Origin of the sequence: Paenibacillus sp. JNUCC32 (assembly GCF_014863545.1) — a bacterium.
In the GTDB taxonomy this organism is placed as follows: Bacteria; Bacillota; Bacilli; order Paenibacillales; family Paenibacillaceae; genus Paenibacillus_AQ; species Paenibacillus_AQ lautus_A.
In genome coordinates, this window is the sequence record NZ_CP062260.1 from 547495 (window position 1) to 572276 (window position 24782).

The window sequence follows — 24782 nt, forward strand, 5'->3', positions numbered from 1 at the left end:
GATGAGCAGAGCATGGCACAGATCAAAATTTACGGCGTCCGGGAGCGGCTGAACCCGGTGAAGGAGCAGCTGTCGGAAGTGATACATTCGTGCGTGGTAGACGCATTTGAACTTCCGGCGGATAAGAAATTTCATCGTTTTTTTCCCATGAGTCGGGAGGATTTCTACTTCCCTGACGGGAGAACGGATCGTTACACGGTGATCGAGATCAGCATATTTGAAGGCCGGACGGTGGAGGCTAAGAAACAGCTGATTCGATTGTTGTTCGAGCGGATTCAGCATACGCTGCATGTTTCTTCCCAGGACGTGGAGATTACGATTTTCGAAACGCCGCAGCACAACTGGGGAATCCGTGGGCTTCCCGGGGATGAACTGGCTTTAGGGTATAAGGTGAATATTTAGAGAGGCTTAGCTAGTATAACAATTGCAAACAAGCGCTCGATTACCGCTGGCTCCGGAAGCCTGGTGATCGGCGCTTGTTTTTTGTTCATTCGTGTTTATTTACGGTGGCACTCCCGATTTCGTAAGGCGTGAAAACCCCCTCATACATGAGATGCATCGACATCCCGGCCGCGGCATGGTCCAAATTGTGGCAGTGATCCATCCAAAGTCCCGGGTTGTCGGCTTCAAACGCAGCTTCATACGTCTCGCCTGGCGCTACATTCAGCGTATCCGTCCACCAGGGACTTCCTACGATGGGTTCTCCATTACGCTTCAAGACGAGAATATGGTGACCATGCAGATGCATCGGATGATCCATGAAACCCCGATTCACAAACTTCATTTTTACGATATCCCCTTCACGTACCATGAGAGACGGCGTATTCGGAAAGACATAACCGTTGATGGTCTGCACATTGGTCATCGTGCCGTTATAGAAGCCCACGCGGTTGTCGAGCACAAGCGTAAAGTTACGGTCATAGACGGTATCGGCGTCAAAAGGAACCGAGGACGGCGTGCCGTACTTGGCCGGATTGAATACCGGGCCCTCCCGGCCAGGAAGCGGCAGGTCCCGATCATTGCCGGCCATAACAATCGCTTCGCTCCGTTCGTTGATCGCATCGGCAGCATGCGTCAACGATACCGCATGATCCGGCATGGCAAAGGAAATATCGTAGCGTCCGCCGGCAGCCAGCAGCAGCTTTTGATTTTGTATCCACTCGGGACCGTTGAGATCCACGCCGTCAATGGAGGTTACTTTAAAGGATGCTCCCGATAAATAAAACATTTTAGGCATGTTATGTGCATTGATTAATCTTAACCTCACGGTTTTGCCCGGCATTACGGTCTGCCGCTGGAGCTTTCCCGTGGCTCCTAAGGTGATCGTTGTTCCATTGCTCGTTCCTTTCGGATGAGCCATCACGGTTAAATCGACGTCTTCCAAAACGGTAGCGTCATCCGGTTCGATGACAAGCGTGCCATACAGCCCTTTGGCAACCTGCACCGAGGATTGCTGATGGGAATGATACCAGTATGTGCCCGTCTGTTCCGCGATGAACCGGTAGATAAACCGTTCTCCTGGCATGACGGCATTCTGCGTTAATCCTGCCACGCCATCTTCCCCGTTCGGAACATTTAGTCCATGCCAATGGATCGTAACGCCATCCTCCACATCGATATTGACCAGGGTAACCTCGACCAGCTCGCCTTCCTGAATACGGAGTTCCGGACCGGGTACGAGGCCGTTAAAAGCCCATACCTCTTCGGTTTCGCCTGAGGGCAAGGTGAGCAGCTTTTTCTGTGCGCTTAATTCGAATGTGCGGTCAGGCTTTGAGGTCTGCGGTCCGCGCAAGCTGGCTACACTGATCGATTCTATATTCTCTGCAGATATGCTCGATGCTTCCGCGTGACTTCCATGATGGCTATGGTTCTCGGGGCTTCCGCTGCTGTCATGACGACCATGGTCCATCATGCTCATTCGGTCCGGCAGCCGGGACGAGATCAAGCCGGCGGAAACCATTATGGAGGTGATGGCAATGACGAGCAGGCACTTCCATGAGAATCGGATAAGTCTCTGCTTGTAGGTTACACGGTGATCCATGTTCAATGAATGCTGCAATTCCTTGAATTGTCTTCTGCAGGAAACCCACGCCATGCCCATCAGGATACCGAATGCAATCCAGACGGTTATAAAACTGCTGAATCGGAGTGGAGATTGCGAGAGAAACAACATGTATAAGCAGGAGCATGCTGCTGCGTAGAACGCTGCCGAAAAAGGCGCCGCAAGGATGCGGTTGTTCAGGTATCCGCTTGAACCGTCGTTTAACTTTGCATGAAGCTCCGATAATTTGCGACTCGTTAATACGGGCAGCGAGAAGAAAAAGACGGCGGAAATCGAGAGCGCATAGAGCGGCCACTGGATGAACACCTTGTCTTCGACAAACGCCCAATCGGCATTCCACAGCACCGCACCCGCAGCGAATTTAAGCCCTGTCATGATTTTGGCGGGCCACAACCAGAAGCGAAGTTTGTTTAGATGCTTAAGCAGGTCTTCCTTCGGTTGCGGCAGGCATGTCTTTTTTGCTCTGTAATAGACAATCCACCATATAAAAAAAATTAGAAACGTTAATACGTAGTCAAACATTAGCCAGCTTCTCACCATTGTGTACGCCCCTTTACATTTGTTTTGCATTCAGTGTACTGATCAAATGTGTAGAACTGTTGGAGATGATCTTTTCATTCTGTGTAGGATCACTTCTTATGCTGGAAACGGGTTATAATGGTTCTAAAAAGTGAGAGGTTATCGCAATGGAAACGACGCTGTTGCTTGTGGAAGACGAAGTGGCGATGCTGGAAACGATGAAGCTTTATTTAGAGGGCGAAGGGTTCCGGATTCTTGCCGTAACCAATGGTCAAGATGCGCTTGAGTGCGCCCGAAGAGAGCAACCCGCGCTTGTGGTGCTGGATTGGATGCTGCCTGGAAAGAGCGGAATCGAAGTGTGCAAGGAGCTGAGGCAATCCAGTGCTTGTGGAATCATCATGGTAACGGCGAAATCAGAGGAAACGGACAAAATTATTGGCCTGGAGCTTGGTGCGGATGACTACATAACCAAACCCTTCAGTTTGCGGGAGCTGACCTCCCGCATTCGCTCGGTTCTCAGACGAACGGCTCCAATCCAGGTTGAGGCGTCGCCCTTGCAGCGCGGAGATCTGTTGATATCGGAAACCAAATGCCAGGTTACGCGAAACGGGGAGCTCATCCCGCTGACTCCGACCGAGTTCAAGATCTTGCTGACGCTGGCCAACAGGCCGGGGGTTGTGTTCAGTCGATTGCAGCTTATGAAGGCAGCTATGGATGATGATTTCATGAATTATGAACGCACCTTGGACTCTCATGTCAGTAAACTGCGCAAGAAGCTTGAGCCTGATCCTGACCATATGAAATACATTCAAACGGTGTATGGGTTTGGATATCGATTCGGTGAGCCGAGATGACGGTGCGCGGCAAAATATTCATGGCGATGGGCGTCCTGGTTATGCTTGTAACGGCCGCGTATATCGGCACAACGCAAGGCTACTTGGGAAGCCTGTTTGCCCGGTATGCTCCCGAGGGAAGCGGGGGTGGCCTCGGAGGGGAGCATCTCGAGGGATTAAGTAAATATGTGCTTGGCGAAATGAAGATGAAAGCTCTAATGGTGACGTTGTTTGTTGCATGCGCTGTGGTCGTTTTGGGTTACTGGCTTTCAGGTCTAATCATTCATCCGCTCCATAAACTGATCGCGGTCATGCGAAAAGTGGCCGATGGAGACTTGACAACGGAAGTGCCGATCAAGCGAAAGGACGAGTATGGTCAGGTTGGGGAGGCGTTCAATTCCATGACGCACCAATTACGAGAGGCCATGGACCTTCGAAAAAGACTTGTCGAAGATATAGCGCATGAATTAAGGACGCCGCTATCCATCGTTCAATCCAAGCTGGAGTTGATTCAGCAGTCCCCAACCGATGTGAAGCCGGAAGTTTTGCTTCCCCTTCACGACGAAGTGCTGCGTCTGGTGCATTTGGTGGATGAGCTTCATCTTCTGAATACGGCGGAAGCGGGGGAGTTAGTCTTATATAAAGAGAAGACCGATCTGAACTTGCTATTGGGCAATCTCATGGAGCTCCTACAGCCGGAGGCGGTTGCTTGCGGGGTTACGTTAAAGGGGCCTGAATATCGGGATTCGGCATGGGTTCTGGTCGATCCGAAACGGCTGAAGCAGGTATTACTTAACTTGTTGACCAATGCGCTGCGGCATACGCCGGAAGGTGGAAACATTTCGGTTCGAATCGATGCGAGGGACCTGTCCGGGCAGATTGCGATAAGCATAACGGACACGGGCACGGGCATACCTGCTGATGCGCTTCCTCATGTGTTCGACCGATTCTACCGGGTGGATAGCGGAAGAGGCAGGTCGACAGGAGGCTCTGGTCTGGGGCTTTCGATTGCTAAACAGATTGCAGCGGCTCACGGTGGATACATCCAAGTACAAAGCGAGCTTGGCAAGGGGACGGAATTTACGGTAATCCTTCCCTGGAGCCATGATAGCAGTAAAAATTAACGTGCGAATGTTATCCTTGAAAGTATAAAAAAGGGGGAATCACATTGACCTTACAACAATTAAAGTACGCCATCGAAGTTGCCAACCGTGGTTCCATGAACGAGGCGGCCAAACGATTATTTATTTCCCAGCCCAGCCTTTCCAACGCGATCAAGGATCTGGAGGAAGAGCTTCGCATTACGATATTCGAGCGGACGAACAAAGGAATATCCTTGTCCAAAGAAGGCGCGGAGTTCCTCGGCTATGCGCGGCAGGTGGTGGAGCAGGCAGAGCTTCTGGAAGGGCGTTATCTGAACGCAAAGCCTTCCCCGCAGCATTTTTCGGTATCCACGCAGCACTACGCCTTTGCGGTCAATGCCTTCGTGAAGCTGGTCCAGGAATACGGGCAGGATGAGTACGAATTGGCGCTGAGAGAAACGAAGACCTACGAAATCATCCAGGACGTCAAAACCCTGCGCAGCGAGATCGGCATTCTCTACCTGAACGAATTCAATGCCAAGGTGATCAACAAGCTGCTGAAGGATGCAGGGCTTCAGTTTACCAGCTTGTTTACGGCGAGGCCGCATATTTTTATCAGCATCAAAAATCCGCTGGCCAAGCAGTCGATCGTGACCATTGACGAGCTTCAGAATTATCCGTATTTATCCTTCGAGCAGGGGGAATACAATTCGTTCCACTTCTCGGAGGAAATCCTCAGCACGCTGTCTCACAAAAAAAGCATCCGGGTCAATGACCGTGCAACCCTGTTCAATCTGCTGATCGGTCTGAACGGGTATACCATTTCGACCGGGGTGCTGAGCGCCGACCTGAACGGGAACGAGATTATTCCGGTTCCGCTCGCCTGCGATGAGACGATCAACGTCGGATGGATCAGCCATAAAAACGCGACCCTGTCCAAGCTTGCCGCGGCTTATGTCGAGGCGCTGCATGAAGCGATTGCCACCTGATTTTGATGGGATAGCTTCATACTATAGCTGGCTATAGTTAAAGGAATCATCGGGATAAAGGCTTGTAAAAACCGGCTGCCGGCTGCATGAATCGGCAGCCGGTTCATGTAAAAATTGGTCATAACAAAATCAAGAATAGTCAGTGGAGGATTGTATCGGTGAGACTTATAATCTGTGTAATAAAGCAGCTTACAGGATCCGTTGGTTGCTTTATTACAGGATGATAGGATTGTCGAAACGAAGTGATCGATGAGTCATGAGAAATGAACATACAAGGAAAGGAGGGAAATCGTTTTTTGTGCAAATCAACATGATTCCATGCTGAATAAAGGTCATACTGCTTAAAGATAGAGTCTTCTAGAATCATATATTCTATCTATCAAATCTGTATAATAGATGTAGGAGGAGCGATATTTCATGAAAAGGCTGTTGAGCAGTGTAATCTGTGTGGGTATACTTTTAAGTCCTTTAAGCACCCAAAATGTTTTAGCAAATGAAAATGAAAGCGTTATTAAATCTCATGTTGTTGATTCTGGGGGACAATATGAAAAACGTGGATATATCCTAGAAGTGATTAATGAGGTGGATGATCCAGCAATCGATCCTATTATTCGTGAATTTGTTGAACTATATTTTGATGTCTATCCAAAATTAGTAACAAAGTATGCTGCTGACCCCAAAACTGCAACCCAAAAAGTGATATTAAAATTTGATCCTACGTACGATGGGGTAGCATATGCTGATGCAGGTGCTGGAATGATTGTTGTAAGCTCTAAATGGATCCTTGATCGTCCATGGGATTTAGGGCTATTTACACATGAGTTAACTCACATTGTACAATCGTATCCAAGGTATGACGATCAGACATGGTGGATTACAGAAGGAATAGCAGATTATATTCGATATGAATACGGTCCTCATCATGAAGGTTGGAAATTTAGGGAACCCAAAGAAACGGATAATTATAATAGCGGTTATGGAGAGACTGCACGCTTTTTGTTATGGATCGAACAAAACAAGAATAATAAAGTAGTAGATATATTGAACAAACAAATGCAACAGAATACTTTCCATATTCATGATTTTGAAGAAATAACAGGGCAATCGGTTGAAGATTTGTGGGCGGAATACATTCTCAATCCTTATGTGAAAACCAAATATAAAATTAAAACAGAGTAAAGAAAGAACCTGTCAGTAATCAAAAATGGGAAATAAGCGGGAGATGTGTCAGTTAGACTTATAATGGGTTAATAAAGCAGCTTACGGTATTCCGTCGGTTGCTTTATTTCTTTCATGGGATATGGGGGTAGGGAAACAAGTGCGGCTGCGGAAATCATCTATTTATCTCAACTTGGTATTAACCTTTTTATTGTCGATTATTCCAATGTATACCTTAAGTCTATACATCAACATGTCAGGTGCGGCAAGCGTCCGCCAGGAAATTACGAATTCGATGCAATCCCGGGTTCATTTCTACCTATCCTCGTATGAAGCCGAATTAAGCCGGGTGACCAAATCCATGCGGGATTTCATTAATGACGGCGACTTATCCACTTTAAGCAATTTGTACCCGAACATCCCCACCTTTGAACGGTTTAATATGTTGAATAGGTTGGAGAGCAAGCTTTTTCTCTTGAATAATTCTAGCCAGTATATTTCAAGTTCGAAGTTGTACATCCCCTCGATGGGAATTACGATTCATGGGAGCGGCTATGACGAGGCGGGCATGACGGCTAAAGAAATAAGCGAAATTCGCTCTGTGCAATATAAAACACTGTCGCCTTTTACCATGGTGGACGACCGTCTCTTCATGGGCAGCTTATTCCCCTTAGGACTTGCCGCTGCGCAAGCGCCGACATCGGTCATTAAGGTTGAGATTTCTTTAAAAAGCCTGAGAGACGTACTTAAGCAAATCCCCAATACAGCGGAAGGGGGGGCCGTATTATTTGCGAGAGAGCAAGATTGGCATATCGCTTCCTCCCAAGAAGCCCGAGAGGCTGCGCTTATTCAAACCTTGAAGAAACAATGGGAGAATAAATCGGGCGATCATAAAGCGGGAAGCGAACGTCTCAAGATTGACAATCGGTTCTACCTTGTCACGTACGAACCATCCGAGATGCTGGATGCAACCCTGCTCGTGTATGTGCCCGAGAAACAAATTCTCGATCCCCTTAGTCATTATTTCGTGATGCTGTTAGTGCTGTCCGTATTATCAATAGCAGTAATCATCTTCTTCTCTTATTGGATTTATCGGATGATCCATAAGCCTCTGCGTTCCCTCGTATCCGCTTTTCGCCGTGTGGAGAGCGGTAATATGGACATTTCGATCCCCTACAAGACGGCCTTTGAATTCGGTTACCTGTATCGGCAGTTCAATGCTATGATCAGCCGACTGAATACGTTGATTCAGGAAGTGTACGAACAAAAGATTCATAGCCAGCGCGCGGAGCTGAAGCAGTTGCAGTCCCAAATCAACCCGCACTTCTTATACAACAGCTTTTTTGTCCTGAAGCGCATGATAGCTGCGGGTGACAATAAAAGCGCAATTAACTTTGTTGAACACCTGGGAAATTATTTTCAATATATTACGAGAAATGCGGATGATGAGGTAACGTTGGAAGCGGAGTGGCTGCACGCCCGTAACTATGCGGAAATCCAGATGGTCCGTTTCCGCAAGAGACTGCGGACCGATTTTTTCGGTAAGCCGTGCACGTATGCTTCTTTGAATGTACCAAGGCTTATCATACAGCCTCTTCTGGAGAACGCCTACCAGTACGGACTGCAGAACAAGATTACGGACGGAATCATCCGCGTTTCTTTTGAAGTAAAGATGGAACTGATTTGTATTGCTGTTGAGGACAACGGAGAAGAATTGACTGACGAGCAATTGAGTATGCTTGAAGCCAAACTGAATTCTCATAATGAACATATGGAAACGACGGGATTAATCAATGTGCATCGGCGTCTGCAATTGAAGTTTGGGACCGATGCCGGCGTCCTTGTTAAGCGCAGCTCCCTTGGCGGGTTGCGAACCGAGATATGCATTCCGATCAGGGAGGTGCCGAATGTATCGATTGTTGATCATTGACGACGAAGATGTGATTGTGGACGGGATGGCCGATCTGTTTCAAGAGCAAACAGACATGGAGCTGGAGGTGTATTGTGCCTACAACGTGTTAGAGGCGATCGACTGGCTCGAGCGAAGGAAGATTGACATTGTACTGTCTGATATTCAGATGCCTGGATTAACCGGACTCCAACTGCAGCAGCAAATTATAGAGCTTTGGCCACGTTGCAAGATCATTTTCCTGACAGGCTATAACGAATTTACCTATATCCACGAAGCGATGCGAAACGGATCGTTCGATTACGTGCTTAAAACGGAGACCGACGAAACCATTATCAAATCCATCAAGAGAGCAATCGCGAAGCTGGACGAAGAGATGGACATGCACAGCACGCTTCAGAAAACAACGATTTTGCTGCAGCGGGCTCTGCCTTATATTCAGAAAGAATACCTCCGCGATATCCTTCAAGGAGAATCTTATGCGCTCGGCAACCTTCACAATCAGTTTACTCAGCTGTCCATTTCTCTCCACTCTTCTAAACCCGTTCTTCTAGTTGTAGGCCGCGTAGATGAATGGCAGGAGGGTCTAAGCACATTCGACAGGGCCTTGATCCTTTATGCGGTGCAAAATATTTCAGAAGAATTGCTAGGTGTTTCGACGCGTGTCGCTTTCACAGATTACGAACGCTTCCGCATGGTTTGGTTCATTCAACCGAAATCGGATGCTGAAGATTCGTGGGATCAAGTCCTTAGGTTAGTCCAAGGTACATTGGAGCAAGTCCAGCATACGAGCAGGGAATTACTCAAGATCAAACTCTCCATTATAGTAGCCAGCAAGCCTTGCGAGTGGGAGGAACTGCCTCTCCGCTTTATAGCGATTAAACGCTTATTCGGATATGGGCTTGGCTTGGGTCAAGAGCTATTATTGACCGACCAAGCCTATGGTACGGATCACGGCCGACTCGAATCTGTAAAAAGTCCCTTACAGACCCATTTGTGGATCGATTTAAAAAATGATTTGGAAGCCGGACGGCGTGAAGCCTACTTGGCTGCATTTGATGGGATAACCGCGCTGCTTGCTGCAGAGGATGAGCAGACCGAGAAAGCCAGAACGGAGTGGTACTATACGTTAGTCGTCATTTACATGTCCATTTTGAATTACAGCTCTGTCCTCCGACTGGCAGCCGAACAGATGGACCTGGATAAGCTGACGAAGATGCAAGCCCATAAGACATGGCGCTCGGCGTTTGATTATTTGCGAGAATTAGCGGAATTGATTATGAATCATCGATCTGAGGGACATACGAACTCCGAGAACGACGTCATCACGAAGATTAAGAAATATATACACGAGTGTTTGAACGAAGACCTTTCCTTAACTCGTTTAAGCGATATTGTATCGCTCAACCCATCGTACTTATCGAGATTATACAAGCATCATACAGGGGAGTCGCTTACAGAGACGATCAAACAAGTCAGGCTGCAGAAGTCCAAGGAGCTACTAAGAAATCCCGGCATTCGGATGAGCGATATTTCGGAACGTGTCGGGTTCTTGTCCGAACGATCCTTTTACCGTTTCTTTAAATCGATCACTAGCCTGACTCCGCAGGAATATCGCGAACTGCAGAAGTAAATATTGGTCACAACAAGTAGAGATGCGTCAGTAGATAGCGCACAAACCATCCTCCTATAATACAGAGGAAGGGAGTAATACAACACTATACGATGAGGGGGAAGTTGGTTTGAACAGACGAAAGGTTGTATCTACGGCTATGGCTTGCTTCATGAGTGCGGCCCTGCTAACTACGGGATGCAGCAATTCAGGCAATCAAGGAGCAAACAGTTCGTCCCCTGCCGGCGGCAAGAACACACAGACGACGGTAGATGCTGGTGGTCCATTGGGGAAATACGAGACTCCTATTGATGTCCATGCGGTACGCGGGATAAACGGAAGCTATAAGTTCCCGCAGGGAGAGGATATCGGCAATAACCTCTGGACAAGGACTTACAAGGACGAGTTCGGCATCAACCTGATCTATGATTGGGTTGCAGACAGCTCTGGCGGTAATGAAAGCGCATACAATAAGAAGTTGAACCTCATGATCGCTTCCGGAGAGCTGCCGGATATTGTGGCCGTGAACTCCAAGCAGTTCAAGCAGCTGGCGGAGGACGGACAGTTAGCCGATCTAACAGAAGTGTTCGAGAATTACGCATCCCCCTACTTGAAGGAAGTGGCCAAGCAGGATGGCGGTATGGCGATGAATTCCGCTACGATCAATGGAAAGCTTCTGGCGATTCCCGGGTTTAACGGAAACATTACCAACGCCAATGTACTATGGATTCGTTCGGACTGGATGAAGAAGCTCAATCTGCCTGAGCCCAAAACGATGCAGGATCTGTTCGCCATCATGGAAGCCTTTGCTACCAAGGATCCGAATGGCGATGGCGGCGAAGGCGTAGTCGGATTGGCCGCGAACAAAAACATCTATGACAGCTTCGCCGATCTGCTGAGCTTCTTTAACGGGTATCACGCTTATCCGAACGGCATGTGGATCAAGGACGATGCCGGCCAACTGACATACGGGGGCATCCAGAAGGAGATGAAGCCGGCCCTTGCGAAGCTGCAGGAGCTGTACAAATCCGGATTGATCGATAAGGAATTCGGAGCGAAGGACGCGGCCAAGGAGGCGGAACTGCTCGGACAGAATAAATTAGGCATTACATTCGGGGCGAACTCCAATCCTTTCTATCCATTCGATGATGCGCGCAAGCTGAATCCGAATATGGATTGGAAAGCTTATCCGATCCCTTCTATCGATAATAAACCGGCTCGGCCAACCGTAGGCTTCCCTATCGGTACCTACTATGTTGTGAATAAAAATTTCAAGCATCCTGAAGTTATAGTCAAGATGTTTAACGCGAACTTTGAGAAGTTTTACGGAAAAACGGGCGATTGGGACAAATGGAGCGTGACGAAGGACCCGGTCACGAACGAACGGCTGGAAGCGTTCAAGTGGCCGTTCGTCTATGGCTTCCCACCCGATAAGGATGTTCCCGGACGTTACGAGGCATTAAAAAAAGCTGTAGCATCCAATGATCCGTCAGCATTAAACGGTGAGCAAAAAGCGGACTACGAAGCTTATCAAGCGTTCAAGAACGGAGATCAGACGAAGTGGTCGACGGTTCGGCAAGCAGGTCCGACAGACTCCTCGTTCGCCGTTCTGAATTATTACAAGGAGAAAGATCTGTTGTATACCAATGAATATCGCTCTAGCCTACAGACGCAGACGATGACGCTGAAATGGTTGACGCTCTTAAATCTGGAGAAAGAAATGATCACCAAGATTATCGTTGGCGCACCGTTGGACGAATTCGATAAATTCGTGGAAAACTGGAAAAAATCCGGCGGCGACCAAATTACGAAAGAAGTAAACGAGTGGGCTTCAACCTCCAAATAATAAACGACCAAAAAAGAAAGGGAAAAGATGATCCTCGACTTCTCTTCCCTTATCTTTATTATACAACCGGACGGTGGGATGACAGATGAAAACGGGCAAATGGCGCCGCGAGTTACCTTTGCATATACTGGTATTTCCCAGCTTAGTTATTGTATTGATCTATTGCTATATTCCTATGTTTGGGAACATTATTGCATTTCAGGATTTCAAACCGATCAAAGGTTTTATGGGCTCGGAGTGGACAGGGCTTTCCAATCTGGAATACGTCCTGGAAATGCCGAACACATACCGGATCATCTGGAATACCGTCTACATTGCTACGATGAAAATTATAATGGGCAATATCGTACCGATCATCATCGCTCTGCTGTTGAATGAAATCCGTAAGACGATTGTGAAGCGCAGCATTCAAACTTTAATCTATTTTCCTTATTTCCTATCGTGGGTCATTCTTGCCGGCATCCTCATCGATGTCCTCTCTCTACAGCACGGCATCGTCAATCAAGTTCTCGGATGGTTCGGCATCCAACCTATATACTTCCTCGGTGATAACCGATGGTTTCCCATCACGCTCGTGCTGACGGATACGTGGAAAGAATTCGGTTTCAACACAATCGTATACCTGGCGGCGCTGACAAGCATTAATCCATCTCTTTATGAAGCGGCCACCATAGACGGCGCAAACCGCTGGAAGCAAACCCTCAATATTACGCTGCCGGGGATGATCCCGATTGTTGTGCTAATGGCCACGCTAAGCCTAGGCAACGTGTTGAATGCGGGCTTCGACCAAGTGTTTAACTTATACAGTCCTCAAGTCTACGAAAGTGGAGATATTCTGGATACATTGATTTACCGCATCGGTGTCTCAGATGCCCAATATGGTCCGGCAACCGCTATTGGATTACTGAAATCGTTCGTTTCCTTTTTGCTGATCTCGGTGTCTTATTGGCTGGCGTACCGGTTTGCGAATTACCGAATTTTTTAACTGGAATAGGGGGGAACACAATGATTCAACACGCCTCCGTAACCCGGAGCCTATTCAATATTTGCAATCTTATATTTTTGATCGCGCTCTCACTGCTCTGCATCCTTCCAGTCATCCAGGTCATTGCCGTCTCATTCAGCTCCAGCAGCGCTGCAGCGGCAGGGCTAGTCAAGCTATGGCCGGTCGAATTCTCACTGAAATCATATGAATTTATTTTGAAGAAGAAAGATTTTCTGGGGTCATTCCTGATTTCCATTCAGCGGGTAATATTGGGTACTGGTATCAGTATGTTTTTAACCGTAACGCTGGGTTACGCGCTTTCCAAAGAAGCGAAGGATTTCCGGATGAGAACCTTTTATGCCTGGTATTTTGTAATTACGATCTTATTCAGCGGCGGTTTAATTCCATGGTACTTGACGATTAAATACACCCATTTAATGGATACAATTTGGGCGCTAGTCATTCCGGGGGCGGTAACCGTGTTTAACGTCATTCTGCTGCTCAATTTTTTTCGGGGACTGCCCAAGGAGCTAGAGGAATCGAGCTTCATGGATGGAGGAAGTCATTGGATAACGCTGTGGAAAATATATCTCCCGCTGTCCATGCCTGCTATTGCGACGGTCTCGCTGTTTACAATCGTCGGGCACTGGAATTCCTGGTTCGATGGTCTCATGCTCGTGAATTCGCCAAGCGATTACCCACTCGCCACGTATTTGCAGACTGCTATCATTCAACAGGATTTCGCTAACATGCGCGCAGAGGATGTGAAAACCTTGTCGGAGATTTCGGATCGGACCACACGTGCTGCGCAAATTTTTATAGGCGCATTGCCGATCATGGCTGTCTATCCGTTTTTGCAAAAATATTTCATGACCGGCCTGGTAATGGGAAGCGTGAAGGAATAGGGAGGGAGCCGAAACCGCATATGAAGAAGCCAACCCGAAAGTGGACATTAGACATTATCCATCACTCCCATACGGATATCGGTTACACCGAACGTCAAGAGAAGATCGAACGGTTTCACGTTCATTTTATTAAGCAAGCCCTACAAATCCTAAGCAGCATCAAGTCAGGCGAGAAGAGCAATTGGGAAGGCTTTAAATGGACTTGTGAAACGTTTTGGCCCGTGGAACGGTTTTTGGCGCAGGCAACCGACGATGAGGCGAAGGCGTTTCAAGCTTACGTCCGGGCCGGGGACATTTCATTGTCCGGGACTTACTTGAATATGACCGAACTTATTGATGCCGACCTGCTTGCGAGAATGATCAAGCGCTCCACGAAATACGCCAATTTTATCGGCGTTACGCTGGACTCAGCTATGACGGCCGATATTAATGGATACAGTTGGGGGTTCGCGCAATGCTTATTAGATGCAGGCATACATAACCTGCTGTCCTGCATCCATACGCATCATGGCATGTTTCCGCTTGGACAAAAGCAGACGCCGTTTTGGTGGGAATCCCCTTCTGGCCAGCGGCTGCTTGTGTGGAACGGCGACCATTATAACCTTGGCAATGACCTGGGGTTAGCCCTGAATGCGCTTCATTCCTATATCATTCGTGACGAGTTTCATACTCCGCCTATCGTGAACAATCACTGGGAGGTGATGGAGACTCGAATCATGCGCTATTTAAGCCAGCTGGAGGTAGAAGGGTATCCTTACGATTTCGCTCCGGTTGCCCTTTCCGGAATCATTGTAGACAACGCTCCCCCTAACGGTTCCATTATGGATTTGTTCCATCAGTGGAATGAGGTCCACGGTGATGTGGTTACGATTCAAATGACGACTTTGTCGGACCTGTTTGCAAAGCTTAGGCAGAAGACGGAAATAGAAATTCCCGTCTACCGCGGCGACTGGCCGGATTGGTGGTCGGACGGTGTTGCGTCGACTGCCGCACACACTCAACTATTCCGGGATGCACAGCGCAATTTCCAACTTCTCGTTCAACTTGATCCGGAGAACAGCATCATTCCCGAAGCAGCTGTTAGGGAGATGGAGGAACAGCTTACTCTGTACGCAGAGCATACTTGGGGATATTCTCATTCTATTACCGAGCCTTGGAATCCTATGGTGCAATCGCTCGGTGCCCGCAAGGAGGCCTATGCGGCCAATGCCAGCCGGCTTGTCCATACTGCTATTGACGCCGTATTGGAAGCCAAGGGCGAAGCCATGCTCGCACCCGGGCGGTCAATGCGCTACAAGGTAATCAATCCGTTCCAGCACGATATCCGGGTCATCGCCAAGATGTACTTGGATTATTGGGAGCTTCCCTTGATTCGGGACGGCTTTGAGGTTAGGGAGGAAGGGCGGACTGATGCCGTGATAGTCCATCAAGTAAGCCAGGTCAGCCGGGGAACAGAGGTGTCCATTCTGATCACGCTGAAGGCAGCGGAAGAAAGAACGTTCCGATTGGTTCCCCATTCCGCAGAGAATGGGAAGACGACCTCGAGCTTTGCCTTAACCGGCTCGGATCGAGTGAAGGATATTCGCGATTTTCGCTCGGAAGATCAACCTTTCTGCGTGACCCAAAACTTCGTTGAGAGCGCACGTGTCTTGATCTCCTGGGAAGCGGGGAAAGGCATCGTCTCATGGATCGATAAACGGTCAGGGATCAATCTAATCGATATCACGGCTCCGCACTCCGCTTTTGCTCCTGTCTACGAAGTGACGCCGGTGAAAGACCATGGTCTGATCCGCAAGACACGTACGAGAATGGGACGGAATCGGAAAGGCATGAACGTGCAGAGGCACGTAGGCCGGCTTGTCCATGCACTTGAAGTGGAACGCGGTCCGCTGTGGATCACAATAGAGCAGGAGTACGAATCGGTCGGGATGAGCCATTACGTGGTGAGACTGACGGTGTATGCCCATGAGCCAAGAGTGGATGTGGCGATACGCTTGCATAAAGACAGTGTTTGGGAACCGGAGAATGTGTATATTCCGCTGCCGTTCTCCCTTCCAAACGCCCAGCTTTGGCTAGAGAAAGCGGGTGCGCTCATGCGGCCGGGGATTGACCAAATTCCCGGTACAGGACTCGACTTCTATTGCATTCAAAACGGATTGGGATGGATCGGCCAAGAGCAAGGCTTGGCTATCGCCATGCCGGATACCCCTTTAGTCCAGCTCGGCTCGCTTGCTTTTGGGGATCGGTTGCTACAAGGTCAGCAGGACTGTAACGAAGTCAGAGCGATATACTCATGGGTATTGAACAATTTCTGGGAGACGAATTTCAAAGCGACGTTGGGAGGTTTTTATGAGTTTCGATATTCGGTTTATTGGGGAAATGACCTAAACAACGCAGAGAAGGCCATCGCTCAATGCAGGTTATCTAATCAACGAGTAATTAACTATCGGGCCTGGTAGCGTTCACTGTGATTTTATCATCACAGCTCGGGAAATTTGCAAACGAACAGAACAAAATATTCGAGCTGTTCAGCAGTTCACTGACTGAATTAGGGATCCCGCCACCAAAACGCGGAGAACGTTCGTTAAATTATAATTACGCATCAAAATTCAAACTCTAAAATCCCATCATCCTATGATGGGATTTTAGAATTGAAGAATCATGATTAAAGAAGGGAATGAAAAGGAAGGAAATCGGCCATGTATTGTATACATCAGCTTCGGTCGGGTGACAAGAACATTAATTCACTAATCGCCGCGAAAATCATGGCTTTTTAATATTATTGGATAAGGTTAGGGTCTGTCCCAGTTGAGGAAGCAGGGTTTCTTTATATCTATGTATGCAATATAACATATTTTTGTACATGATATTGCATACAGGTGACTTTTTGCATACAATGGAATGGTAAATGATATGTACGTTAAGATACTTCGGATCCACGGGAGGAATTTCATATGTCCAGTCAATCGTTAAGCGCTTTCTTACAGGATAATCTAACGGAACTCAAGCAGCAAGGGCTCTATAATACCATCCAGCCTCTTGAAAGTCCGAACGGTCCGCTCATTGCCATTCAGGGTCGTGAATTCGTGAATTTATCTTCCAACAACTATCTCGGACTGGCAAATGATGAGCGACTGAAAGAAGCAGCCATCCGGGCTACGACCGATTTCGGAACAGGAAGCGGCGCCGTTCGCTCCATTAACGGAACGCTTATGCTGCATGTAGAGCTTGAGGAGAAGCTTGCGCAGTTCAAGGGAACTGAAGCGGTGCTGACGTATCAGTCCGGTTTCAATTGCAATATGGCGGCGATTTCGGCGGTGATGGGTGCCGGGGATGCCATTTTGTCGGATGAGCTGAACCATGCGTCCATTATTGACGGCTGCCGGTTGACCAAGGCGAAGGTTATTCGGTTTAACCATTCGGACATGGATGATTTGCGTTTGAAAGCGAAAGAAGCGAGAGAGTCCGGATTATACGGCAAGATCATGGTGATTACCGATGGCGTATTCTCGATGGATGGCGATATTGCGAAACTCCCCGAAATCGTGGAGATCGCCGAGATCTATGATCTGATCACTTACGTGGATGACGCGCATGGATCGGGCGTGCTTGGCGGCGGTGCAGGCACCGTGAAGCATTTCGGGTTGTCGGATCGGGTGGATATCCAGATCGGAACCCTGTCCAAGGCGGTTGGCGTTGTCGGCGGTTATGTTGCCGGATCGCGCGACCTGGTGGATTGGCTCAAGGTTCGCAGCCGTCCGTTCCTGTTCTCGACTGCGCTGCCTCCAGGTACCGTAGCCGCTTGCATTACCGCTATCGACATCCTGCAAAACAGCAAAGACCTGCAAACGAAGCTGTGGGAGAACACCCGTTATCTGCAGGAAGGACTTAAGCGCCTCGGTTATTCCGTCGGCCGCACGGAAACTCCGATTACGCCTTGCATCATCGGAGATGAAGCAACGACCCAGACATTCAGCACGAGACTGTACGAAGAAGGCGTGTATGCCAAATCGATCGTATTCCCGACGGTACCAAAAGGTACGGGAAGAGTTCGGAATATGCCAACCGCCATGCATACGAAGGAGATGCTGGATCGCGCACTTTCCGCATATGAAACCATCGGACGCGAGCTGGGTCTGATCTAATAAGGGGGCACGAGTTTATGAAACGAATTATGGTAACCGGTGCACTCGGTCAGATCGGCTCAGACCTGGTGGCGAAATTGCGCCAGATTTACGGCGAAGAAGCCGTTCTTGCAACGGACATTCGCCAAATCCATCATGAAACGGTCCTATCGGGACCGTTCAAAACACTGGACGTAACCGATCACCATGCATTTCACGAAGCGGCTAAAGAGTTTCGGGCAGATACGATCATTCATCTAGCGGCTCTGTTGTCGGCCAAGGCAGAATCCAATCCGGCACTGGCCTGGAACCTGAACATGGGCGGTCTGTTAAGTGCGCTGGAGACGGCGCGTGCCTTGTCCTGCCAGTTCTTTACGCCGAGCTCCATCGCGGCATTCGGGGCGGACACCCCCAAAAACGCAACGCCGCAAGACACGCTGCAGCGTCCGCTAACCATGTATGGAGTCAGCAAGGTCTCCGGGGAGCTGTTGTGCGACTACTATTACCATAAATACGGAGTGGATACCCGCGGATTACGCTTTCCGGGACTGATCTCCCATTCCGCGCCTCCGGGCGGGGGAACGACGGATTATGCGGTTGAGATGTATGTGGCCGCGATCCGCAGCGGAAGCTATACTTCTTTTATTGATAAAGGGACCTACCTTGATATGATGTACATGCCGGATGCGATCTCCGCCATCATTGCATTGATGGAGGCGGATCCGGCTAAGCTGAAGCATCGCAATGCTTTCAATGTTACGGCAATGAGCGTCGATCCTGAAGGAATTGCGGCCAGCATTCGCCGGCATATTCCGGATTTCAGCCTCGACTATGACGTGGATCCGGTCCGTCAAGCGATTGCAAGCGAATGGCCGGACTCGATTGACGCAACTGCGGCACGCGAAGAATGGGGATTTGATGTACAATATGATTTGAACCATATGACCGATGATATGGTGTCAAAGCTTATGGAGAAGCGGCGGGCTGATCAGAGCAAGATCAGTTAACGGCTTAGTTTCAGAAGGAGGATATGGTTACACTTGGAACCCATTCATAAAAAGGTAGGGAGAAATCTGCAAGCCATCCGTAAATCACGTGGCCTCAGCCTCGATAACGTAGCCGAGTTGACCGGTGTCAGCAAAGCCATGCTGGGACAGATCGAGCGTGGGGATTCCAACCCGACGATCTCGGTATTGTGGCGCATCGTCAGCGGCCTCGGCATTTCATTCACCACACTCATCGAGGAGGCGGAAACCGAAGTGACCGTGGTCTCTCCGGATGACGTGGAGCCTTTTCACGAGGCGGAAGGCGCGTACCGGGTGCACCCTTTGTTCTCCTACAACCTGCGTACTAAATTCGAGTCTTATATGGTCATCATGGATCCGGGTTGCGATCATGGGTCCGAAGCTCATAATGACGGCGTGGAGGAGTATATTTTTGTGCATCAGGGAGAGCTTGAGCTTTGGCGCGAAGATGAAAGCTATACCGTGCCTGCCGGAAGCTCCGTCCATTTCTCGGCTAACCGGCCTCATCGGTACGTCAACCCTGGTAACGAAACGACGAAATTTTACACGATTATTTTCTACGCGGATGCCGCAGCCAGGGGATGAAAACCTTCGTGTTGGCGGGCCAGTGATCGTGGTACTCTAGCGACCGTTTACGAGTTAAACGTGCTGTGAGTTGAGTTGTATGGCGGTGTGACGGGGATGCTTATACAGGTGTATCAGGCATTGCGATGGAGCGATACCTTCAGGGTGCTTGCCAGCGTGGAGCGGTCAAAGCCCTGGCAATGCGGCTTGGGCGTGTGGCGCGGTCAAAGCCTGGCAAAGCCGCTTGGCCGTGTGGCGCGGTCAAAGACCGGGAATGCGGCTCGGCCGTGTGGTGCGGCCAAAGCCTGGCAAAGCCGCTTGGCCGTGTGGCGGCTAAAGTCCGGGAATGCGGCTCGGTCTTGTGGTGCAGCGAAAGCTTGACAAAGCCGCTTGGCGTGTAGTGCGGCGAAAGCCTGGCAAAGCCGCTCGGTCGTGTGGAGCGGCTAAAGTCCGTCAATGCGGCTTTGGCGTGTGGAGCGTCCAAAGCCTGGCAATGCAGCTGGTCTTGTAGTGCGGCTAAGCCTGGCCTTGCGGAACAATGGTAATTGCCGTCCTGCCATGCCTTGGTATTCTGCCCAGTGTACACGCGGTGTTTAGCGGACACAGGAGACCTTATTTCGTAGAAAATAGAGGTTTGAGCGAAATTATCGGACAGGGAATCCGTTATTCTCTGAAAAGAGCGGTATTATGGCTGTTTTCGGAGTAAATAACGTATCTGATGTCCGTTAACTACGGCGTGGGCGTTCGGCGGGTGTTCTTCTTGTCCCCCGTCGCCGCAGCTTCAATCTAGGCAGAATCACCAAAGCCGAGTGTGGACCGACAAACGCTAGTTTCCTTTGCCGCCTATGCTCCTTTAAGTAGTTAGTTATCGATTTGTCTGACAGTGCATCACCGTTTTTTGCATACCCATTATGAACAGAGGCGAGATCAGGAATGTAACCTGAAACTTGCCTTTTTGTTTTACCCTCCTGAAAAAGCAAACTCCCGGCAGTGTGGGTCATCCTCGCTCCTGTTCCCAGCTATTCTCTCTGTACCTTATTTCGCACATTTCTCAAAGTACCGTTACCAGTTACCGCATTTTCGCATTTTCCCCCATGTCTCTATTCATAAAAAAGAGGGGCATTTCTGAGCTTTCTTTCCCTTCCAAGTCATTCCCCCGTGTATCCAATCTCAATAAACACACTATGATCGACAGCCAACCAAGCAAGCCCGGACTACGCACCGTGGGCGCGATGCGCTTTACTTTGACAAAATAAATTAACCTGTGTTAATTTATTTACAAGAGTTAATAAAAGGTGGTGTATTCCCTTGCAACATCCGGATATCCCATTAAGGGAGCTAAAAAAAGCCAAGAACAAAATCGCGCTGTACGAAGCGGGATTATCTTTGATGAAGGATCGGATGTTCAGCCAGGTCATGCTGGAGGACATCTGCAGGAGCGCCGAAATATCCAAGGTCACTTTTTTCAAGTTCTATCAACGCAAAGAGGATTTGCTGATTTATTTTATGCGGGTTTGGCTGACCGATCGGATGATCGAGATCGACCAGGAAGGGAAAAAAGGGTTTCAGGCATTCCGCCATCTGCTGTCCGAGGTCGCTAAGGAGCATCAAGTAAGGCCGGGCATGATGCCGAGTTTGATCTCTTTTCTCGCGGAGCAGAACATGCAGCCCTGCATGCCGGAGCTGAGCCGGGCGGAAGTATCGCTGCTCTTTCCCGATCACGAGGAAGCGGGAAGCGAATCGCCCAACATGCATGCTCTATTCGAGCGGTTCATGAAGGAGGAAGCTCAAGCCGGCAGGCTAAATAAAGCCTTAACCTTGGAGCAAGCCGTACAGATTTGTTTCACCGTTTTTTACGGGGCGTTTCTGACGGCCCAGTTGTACAATTCCACGGAAATCGGCTGCTTTTACGAAACGCACCTAGGTCTGCTCGAAATCAAGGAAGGGGAGTGAGTAAGCATGAGCAAAGTAATTCCAGGTCGATATACCGCCCACATGGACGGTTCTTTCGTTGTATTCGTCATCGGGTTTCGAATTAACAAATGGTGGGCGGTACATAAGTGGCTGCCGGTCATGAGCGCCATGTCCCCGATGCTGCAGGAGCTATACCGGAACAAGGAGGAGCTCGGCTTCATGGACGGTACCTATCATTTTTCGGGGCGCGGGCTTACCCTCATCCAATATTGGAGAAGCTTCGAACACCTCGAGCACTATGCCCGCCACGGAGCCAACCACCTGACGGCATGGCAGGATTTCAACCGCAAGGTCGGAACGGGAGGGGACGTGGGGATTTTTCACGAAACCTATCTGGTCCAGGAAGGCCAGTATGAATGCCTGTACAACAACATGCCGCGCTTCGGTTTGGCCAAAGCCGGAGCCCATGTATCCGCGGCAGGCCGCAGGGAAACGGCAAGCCGTCGGCTTGGCCGCGAGGGTGAACCCGCTGTGCCGACTCCTCCCAATCCCTAGACCCTTATAGATTTTCGGCGACGGTTCCTCTACGTTTCCCTCAGCTAAAGATAAGTATGATTACCATAGGATCAAGACCAAGTCAATGCTATGGAAGTAATGATGCTTTAGACGCGTTTTTCTTCCGAGGTTCAAAAAAGTGTTGGTAAACCCCGTCCGTTCTTCTATGATGAAATTACTTTCAATCGATGACGAGATAAGGAATTAATCGCTCAGGGGGATGCCTATGGGAAGGAAAGCGTGGTTTTACCGTCAGCTTTTATCGTATATGCCGGTCTTCTTTATCGTGATTTCCTTTGTGTTTTTTGTCTTTTTCCAAATGCTCGGGGAACAGTCGCGGCAGGGCGCGATCCAGGCTAATGAGACGATGATTCAGCAGGCGATGCGTTCGGTCGACAATTCGCTGAAGGCCATCGATCAGATGCTGGTGCAGGAATTGCTGTTCAACCCTGATATGTCGGGATTTTTCAATCAAGAGGATCAGGACAACGTCTATTTGAACATGCAGGCCGTGAAGGCCATGAAGCAGTTCAAGGTTTCCAACCCGCTTGTGGATTCCATGGTCCTCGTTCGAACCCAGGATGAATTCGTCCTAAGCTCTTCGTCCACTTTCCGTTTGCAGGAGTATGCGGATTATGACTTTCTCCAGCCTTATCTGAGCCAGGTCAATAGCGAAGCAAAATGGAGTGCCCTGCGGAGTTTCCGGGAATTCAGCTTTAACAGCACGCAGCAGGTGGTCACCCTGGTACGGGATGCCCCCTTCGTTACCCATGGCAAAGGCGTGATTGCCGTCAATATCAAGGTGGACGCCATACATAACATGATTCAGGGCATGGTTAATCCCGAAGTTAGTTTCATTCATGTGATGGACACGGGGGGCCGTTCCTTGATCGCCGGCACCTCAGGCGCCGAGCACGGGGAACTTGTGTCCCAAGCGGTATCCCCTTACACCGGATGGGTTTACGAAGGGGGGCTTACCCAAGGCAGGGTGGTGGGTATCGTCAGCCAATTGTACAATGTCTGGTTTATCGTCGGCCTTCTGATGTGCATGGCCGGCGTGGTCTGGATCGTATTCGTCACGCGCCGGAACTATAAGCCGATCGAAGCCATCGTGTCCCGGATTTCGAAATATTCGCAGACCAAAACGAGCGTTCTGCTCCATGGCGGCAAACAGGATGAGTTTGCTTTTATCGAATCGGCGCTGGAGAGCCTGCTGGAACAGGCGAGCAGCTTTCAGCAGCAGCACCGTGAAGATTTGCTCCTGCGCAAAGCGTACCTGTTTCAGCAGCTGATGGAGGGACAGTATCCTTCTCATCTGGAGCAGTGGAACGAGCAGCGCGAAGCCATGGGGCTGCCGGACCTGTCCCAACCACAGATCGTCAATGTCATCGAAATCGATAAATACCCGCTGTTTTGCGAACAGTATCCCCAGCAGGACCAGTATCTGATCAAGTTTGCCTTAAAAAGCGTCGTTCAAGAAATTGCGGCCGGGCAGGAAACGATGCTTTGGACGGAATGGATTTCAGCCTCGAAGCTGGGAGTTCTCGCGGCAGCGGAAGATCAGGTTCCGAATCGGCATGTGGCCACGCTGCTGGAGCAAGCCCGCCAGTGGGTGGAGGAGCACCTGAAGCTGACCATAACCGTTGGCATCGGGGAGAAAGCGCAGCGGTATACGGATATCCCGGAATCCTATGAGCAGGCACGCGCCGCATTGAAATACAAAATGATCCTCGGCGACAACCGAATCATTCATTACGCCGAAGTATCCGGTGAGGACCGGGGGAATGCATTCGATTTTCTGAACCTGATCCGCTCGATGGCGCAGTCCTTCCGGCTCGTCAACAAGGATTGGCAGGAGAAATACAGCACCCTTATCCATAACATCGAGCAGAACATGCTGGACCGGGACGGCGTGGTGAACCTGGCGGATTACATGATGTACTCGCTGGGACGCGAAATGTCCTGCATGGCGAAGGAATTTCAGGAATTATGGCTTACGGAGGGGCAGCCTGCCTTACGGAACGCGCTTCAGTCGTCCGATACGCTGGAGGAGCTGGAACAGGAACTCGGGGAGGCTTTATCCGCTCTGTACGACAGCATCCTCGCTCTCATGGAGGGCCGAAATCATGCGGACACGATTCAGAAGGTACGCTTGTTTATGGAGCAGAACTCGAGCAACCCGGACCTGTCCCTCAATTATTTAAGCGAACGCTTCGGAATGAACTGGAAAACGCTGAGCAAGCTGTTCCGGGAGGAGACCGGCCAGAAATTCGTGGATTATTTGATCGAGCTGCGGATGACCCATGCCCGAAGACTGCTGGAAGAAACCCTGCTGCCCGTACAGGATATCGCCACCGAAGTCGGGTATTCCAACGCCATCTCGTTTGGCCGGATGTTTAAAAAGCTGATGGGAATGTCGCCGGGGGATTATCGTGAGCAAGCTGCTATCAAGCAGCAGAAATTCGGGAATTAACGAGTCCTTCGGAGTCCCTTCCATGCATACTCGAACCAAGTATAGAGCCCTGCGGACGATGCTGTCCGGCGGGCTTTTTTGCCGTCAACGGAGAGAGGTTTAGCGGCGGAAAAAGGTTTATCGCTCTTACGGCCTGCCGGCTCTGAAATTTTCCCCTGCTCGCGGAAATACGTTGATTCGGAGAATCTTGTATATTGATCGGATGGAACCGTCCGCTCTAAACTTGG

General features: G+C 49.5%; 19 protein-coding genes. 18 read left to right on the forward strand and 1 reads right to left on the reverse strand.

Annotated elements, in window-relative coordinates:
• The first annotated feature begins 12 nt into the window (after positions 1-12).
• Positions 13-402 (forward strand): tautomerase family protein, encoded by a 390-nt coding sequence (locus JNUCC32_RS02455; protein WP_096776105.1) that lies wholly within the window; start codon positions 13-15, stop codon positions 400-402.
• An 85-nt stretch (positions 403-487) separates the two neighbouring features.
• On the opposite strand, the gene JNUCC32_RS02460 is transcribed toward JNUCC32_RS02455, so the two are convergent.
• Positions 488-2602: a multicopper oxidase family protein gene (locus tag JNUCC32_RS02460; RefSeq protein ID WP_228468863.1), complete on the reverse strand. Its 2115-nt coding sequence runs from the start codon at positions 2600-2602 to the stop codon at positions 488-490.
• 146 nt (positions 2603-2748) lie between these two features.
• Here JNUCC32_RS02460 and JNUCC32_RS02465 point away from each other — a divergent pair, with 146 nt between their 5' ends.
• The 17 genes from JNUCC32_RS02465 to JNUCC32_RS02545 all read left to right on the forward strand — a co-directional run bounded on the left by JNUCC32_RS02465 (position 2749) and on the right by JNUCC32_RS02545 (position 24555).
• Positions 2749-3435, forward strand: a complete 687-nt coding sequence (locus JNUCC32_RS02465) for a response regulator (RefSeq protein ID WP_096776104.1) — start codon at positions 2749-2751, stop codon at positions 3433-3435.
• Positions 3432-4538, forward strand: coding sequence for a HAMP domain-containing sensor histidine kinase (locus JNUCC32_RS02470; RefSeq protein WP_192570994.1), 1107 nt, complete (start codon positions 3432-3434; stop codon positions 4536-4538). Before JNUCC32_RS02465 ends, JNUCC32_RS02470 begins: the two co-directional genes overlap by 4 nt.
• 44 nt (positions 4539-4582) lie before the next feature.
• Positions 4583-5485: a LysR family transcriptional regulator gene (locus JNUCC32_RS02475; protein ID WP_009593611.1), complete on the forward strand. Its 903-nt coding sequence runs from the start codon at positions 4583-4585 to the stop codon at positions 5483-5485.
• Positions 5486-5902: 417 nt separating this feature from the next.
• Complete coding sequence (locus tag JNUCC32_RS02480) at positions 5903-6664, forward strand: basic secretory protein-like protein (protein ID WP_192570995.1); 762 nt, start codon at positions 5903-5905, stop codon at positions 6662-6664.
• A 274-nt stretch (positions 6665-6938) separates the two neighbouring features.
• A complete protein-coding gene (locus JNUCC32_RS02485; RefSeq protein WP_192570996.1) occupies positions 6939-8573 on the forward strand; it encodes a sensor histidine kinase in 1635 nt (544 codons plus the stop codon).
• Positions 8551-10185: a response regulator transcription factor gene (locus tag JNUCC32_RS02490; RefSeq protein ID WP_192570997.1), complete on the forward strand. Its 1635-nt coding sequence runs from the start codon at positions 8551-8553 to the stop codon at positions 10183-10185. Before JNUCC32_RS02485 ends, JNUCC32_RS02490 begins: the two co-directional genes overlap by 23 nt.
• 109 nt (positions 10186-10294) lie before the next feature.
• A complete protein-coding gene (locus JNUCC32_RS02495) occupies positions 10295-12010 on the forward strand; it encodes an extracellular solute-binding protein (RefSeq protein WP_192570998.1) in 1716 nt (571 codons plus the stop codon).
• An 85-nt stretch (positions 12011-12095) separates the two neighbouring features.
• Entirely contained in the window at positions 12096-12995 is a 900-nt protein-coding gene (locus JNUCC32_RS02500) for an ABC transporter permease (protein ID WP_096776098.1), read from the forward strand.
• A 20-nt stretch (positions 12996-13015) separates the two neighbouring features.
• The gene (locus JNUCC32_RS02505; RefSeq protein ID WP_096776097.1) at positions 13016-13900 is read left to right on the forward strand and encodes a carbohydrate ABC transporter permease; all 885 of its coding nucleotides are present in this window, start codon (positions 13016-13018) and stop codon (positions 13898-13900) included.
• Between the two features lie 20 nt (positions 13901-13920).
• A complete protein-coding gene (locus tag JNUCC32_RS02510) occupies positions 13921-16359 on the forward strand; it encodes a glycoside hydrolase family 38 N-terminal domain-containing protein (protein WP_192570999.1) in 2439 nt (812 codons plus the stop codon).
• Between the two features lie 495 nt (positions 16360-16854).
• Entirely contained in the window at positions 16855-18045 is a 1191-nt protein-coding gene (locus JNUCC32_RS02515; protein ID WP_192571000.1) for a glycine C-acetyltransferase, read from the forward strand.
• 17 nt (positions 18046-18062) lie between these two features.
• On the forward strand, positions 18063-19031 hold the full coding sequence (locus JNUCC32_RS02520) for an NAD-dependent epimerase/dehydratase family protein (RefSeq protein ID WP_192571001.1): 969 nt from the start codon (positions 18063-18065) through the stop codon (positions 19029-19031).
• 33 nt (positions 19032-19064) lie between these two features.
• Positions 19065-19634, forward strand: coding sequence for a helix-turn-helix domain-containing protein (locus tag JNUCC32_RS02525; RefSeq protein WP_090909377.1), 570 nt, complete (start codon positions 19065-19067; stop codon positions 19632-19634).
• 125 nt (positions 19635-19759) lie between these two features.
• Positions 19760-20014: a hypothetical protein gene (locus tag JNUCC32_RS02530; RefSeq protein ID WP_192571002.1), complete on the forward strand. Its 255-nt coding sequence runs from the start codon at positions 19760-19762 to the stop codon at positions 20012-20014.
• 907 nt (positions 20015-20921) lie between these two features.
• A complete protein-coding gene (locus JNUCC32_RS02535; protein ID WP_192571003.1) occupies positions 20922-21566 on the forward strand; it encodes a TetR/AcrR family transcriptional regulator in 645 nt (214 codons plus the stop codon).
• A 6-nt stretch (positions 21567-21572) separates the two neighbouring features.
• Positions 21573-22082: a DUF4188 domain-containing protein gene (locus JNUCC32_RS02540; RefSeq protein ID WP_192571004.1), complete on the forward strand. Its 510-nt coding sequence runs from the start codon at positions 21573-21575 to the stop codon at positions 22080-22082.
• A 226-nt stretch (positions 22083-22308) separates the two neighbouring features.
• On the forward strand, positions 22309-24555 hold the full coding sequence (locus JNUCC32_RS02545) for a helix-turn-helix domain-containing protein (RefSeq protein ID WP_192571005.1): 2247 nt from the start codon (positions 22309-22311) through the stop codon (positions 24553-24555).
• Positions 24556-24782: the final 227 nt, after the last annotated feature.

What these genes read in the sequence shown, in the direction of transcription:
- JNUCC32_RS02505 (WP_096776097.1), top strand. Translation starts at nt 13,016, where the DNA reads ATGATTCAACACGCCTCCGTAACCCGGAGCCTATTCAATATTTGCAAT.
- JNUCC32_RS02465 (WP_096776104.1), top strand. Translation starts at nt 2,749, where the DNA reads ATGGAAACGACGCTGTTGCTTGTGGAAGACGAAGTGGCGATGCTGGAA.
- JNUCC32_RS02510 (WP_192570999.1), top strand. Translation starts at nt 13,921, where the DNA reads ATGAAGAAGCCAACCCGAAAGTGGACATTAGACATTATCCATCACTCC.
- JNUCC32_RS02530 (WP_192571002.1), top strand. Translation starts at nt 19,760, where the DNA reads ATGGAGCGATACCTTCAGGGTGCTTGCCAGCGTGGAGCGGTCAAAGCC.
- JNUCC32_RS02470 (WP_192570994.1), top strand. Translation starts at nt 3,432, where the DNA reads ATGACGGTGCGCGGCAAAATATTCATGGCGATGGGCGTCCTGGTTATG.
- JNUCC32_RS02460 (WP_228468863.1), bottom strand. Translation starts at nt 2,602, where the DNA reads ATGGTGAGAAGCTGGCTAATGTTTGACTACGTATTAACGTTTCTAATT.
- JNUCC32_RS02480 (WP_192570995.1), top strand. Translation starts at nt 5,903, where the DNA reads ATGAAAAGGCTGTTGAGCAGTGTAATCTGTGTGGGTATACTTTTAAGT.
- JNUCC32_RS02500 (WP_096776098.1), top strand. Translation starts at nt 12,096, where the DNA reads ATGAAAACGGGCAAATGGCGCCGCGAGTTACCTTTGCATATACTGGTA.
- JNUCC32_RS02490 (WP_192570997.1), top strand. Translation starts at nt 8,551, where the DNA reads ATGTATCGATTGTTGATCATTGACGACGAAGATGTGATTGTGGACGGG.
- JNUCC32_RS02515 (WP_192571000.1), top strand. Translation starts at nt 16,855, where the DNA reads ATGTCCAGTCAATCGTTAAGCGCTTTCTTACAGGATAATCTAACGGAA.
- JNUCC32_RS02485 (WP_192570996.1), top strand. Translation starts at nt 6,939, where the DNA reads ATGCAATCCCGGGTTCATTTCTACCTATCCTCGTATGAAGCCGAATTA.
- JNUCC32_RS02545 (WP_192571005.1), top strand. Translation starts at nt 22,309, where the DNA reads ATGGGAAGGAAAGCGTGGTTTTACCGTCAGCTTTTATCGTATATGCCG.
- JNUCC32_RS02455 (WP_096776105.1), top strand. Translation starts at nt 13, where the DNA reads ATGGCACAGATCAAAATTTACGGCGTCCGGGAGCGGCTGAACCCGGTG.
- JNUCC32_RS02520 (WP_192571001.1), top strand. Translation starts at nt 18,063, where the DNA reads ATGAAACGAATTATGGTAACCGGTGCACTCGGTCAGATCGGCTCAGAC.
- JNUCC32_RS02540 (WP_192571004.1), top strand. Translation starts at nt 21,573, where the DNA reads ATGAGCAAAGTAATTCCAGGTCGATATACCGCCCACATGGACGGTTCT.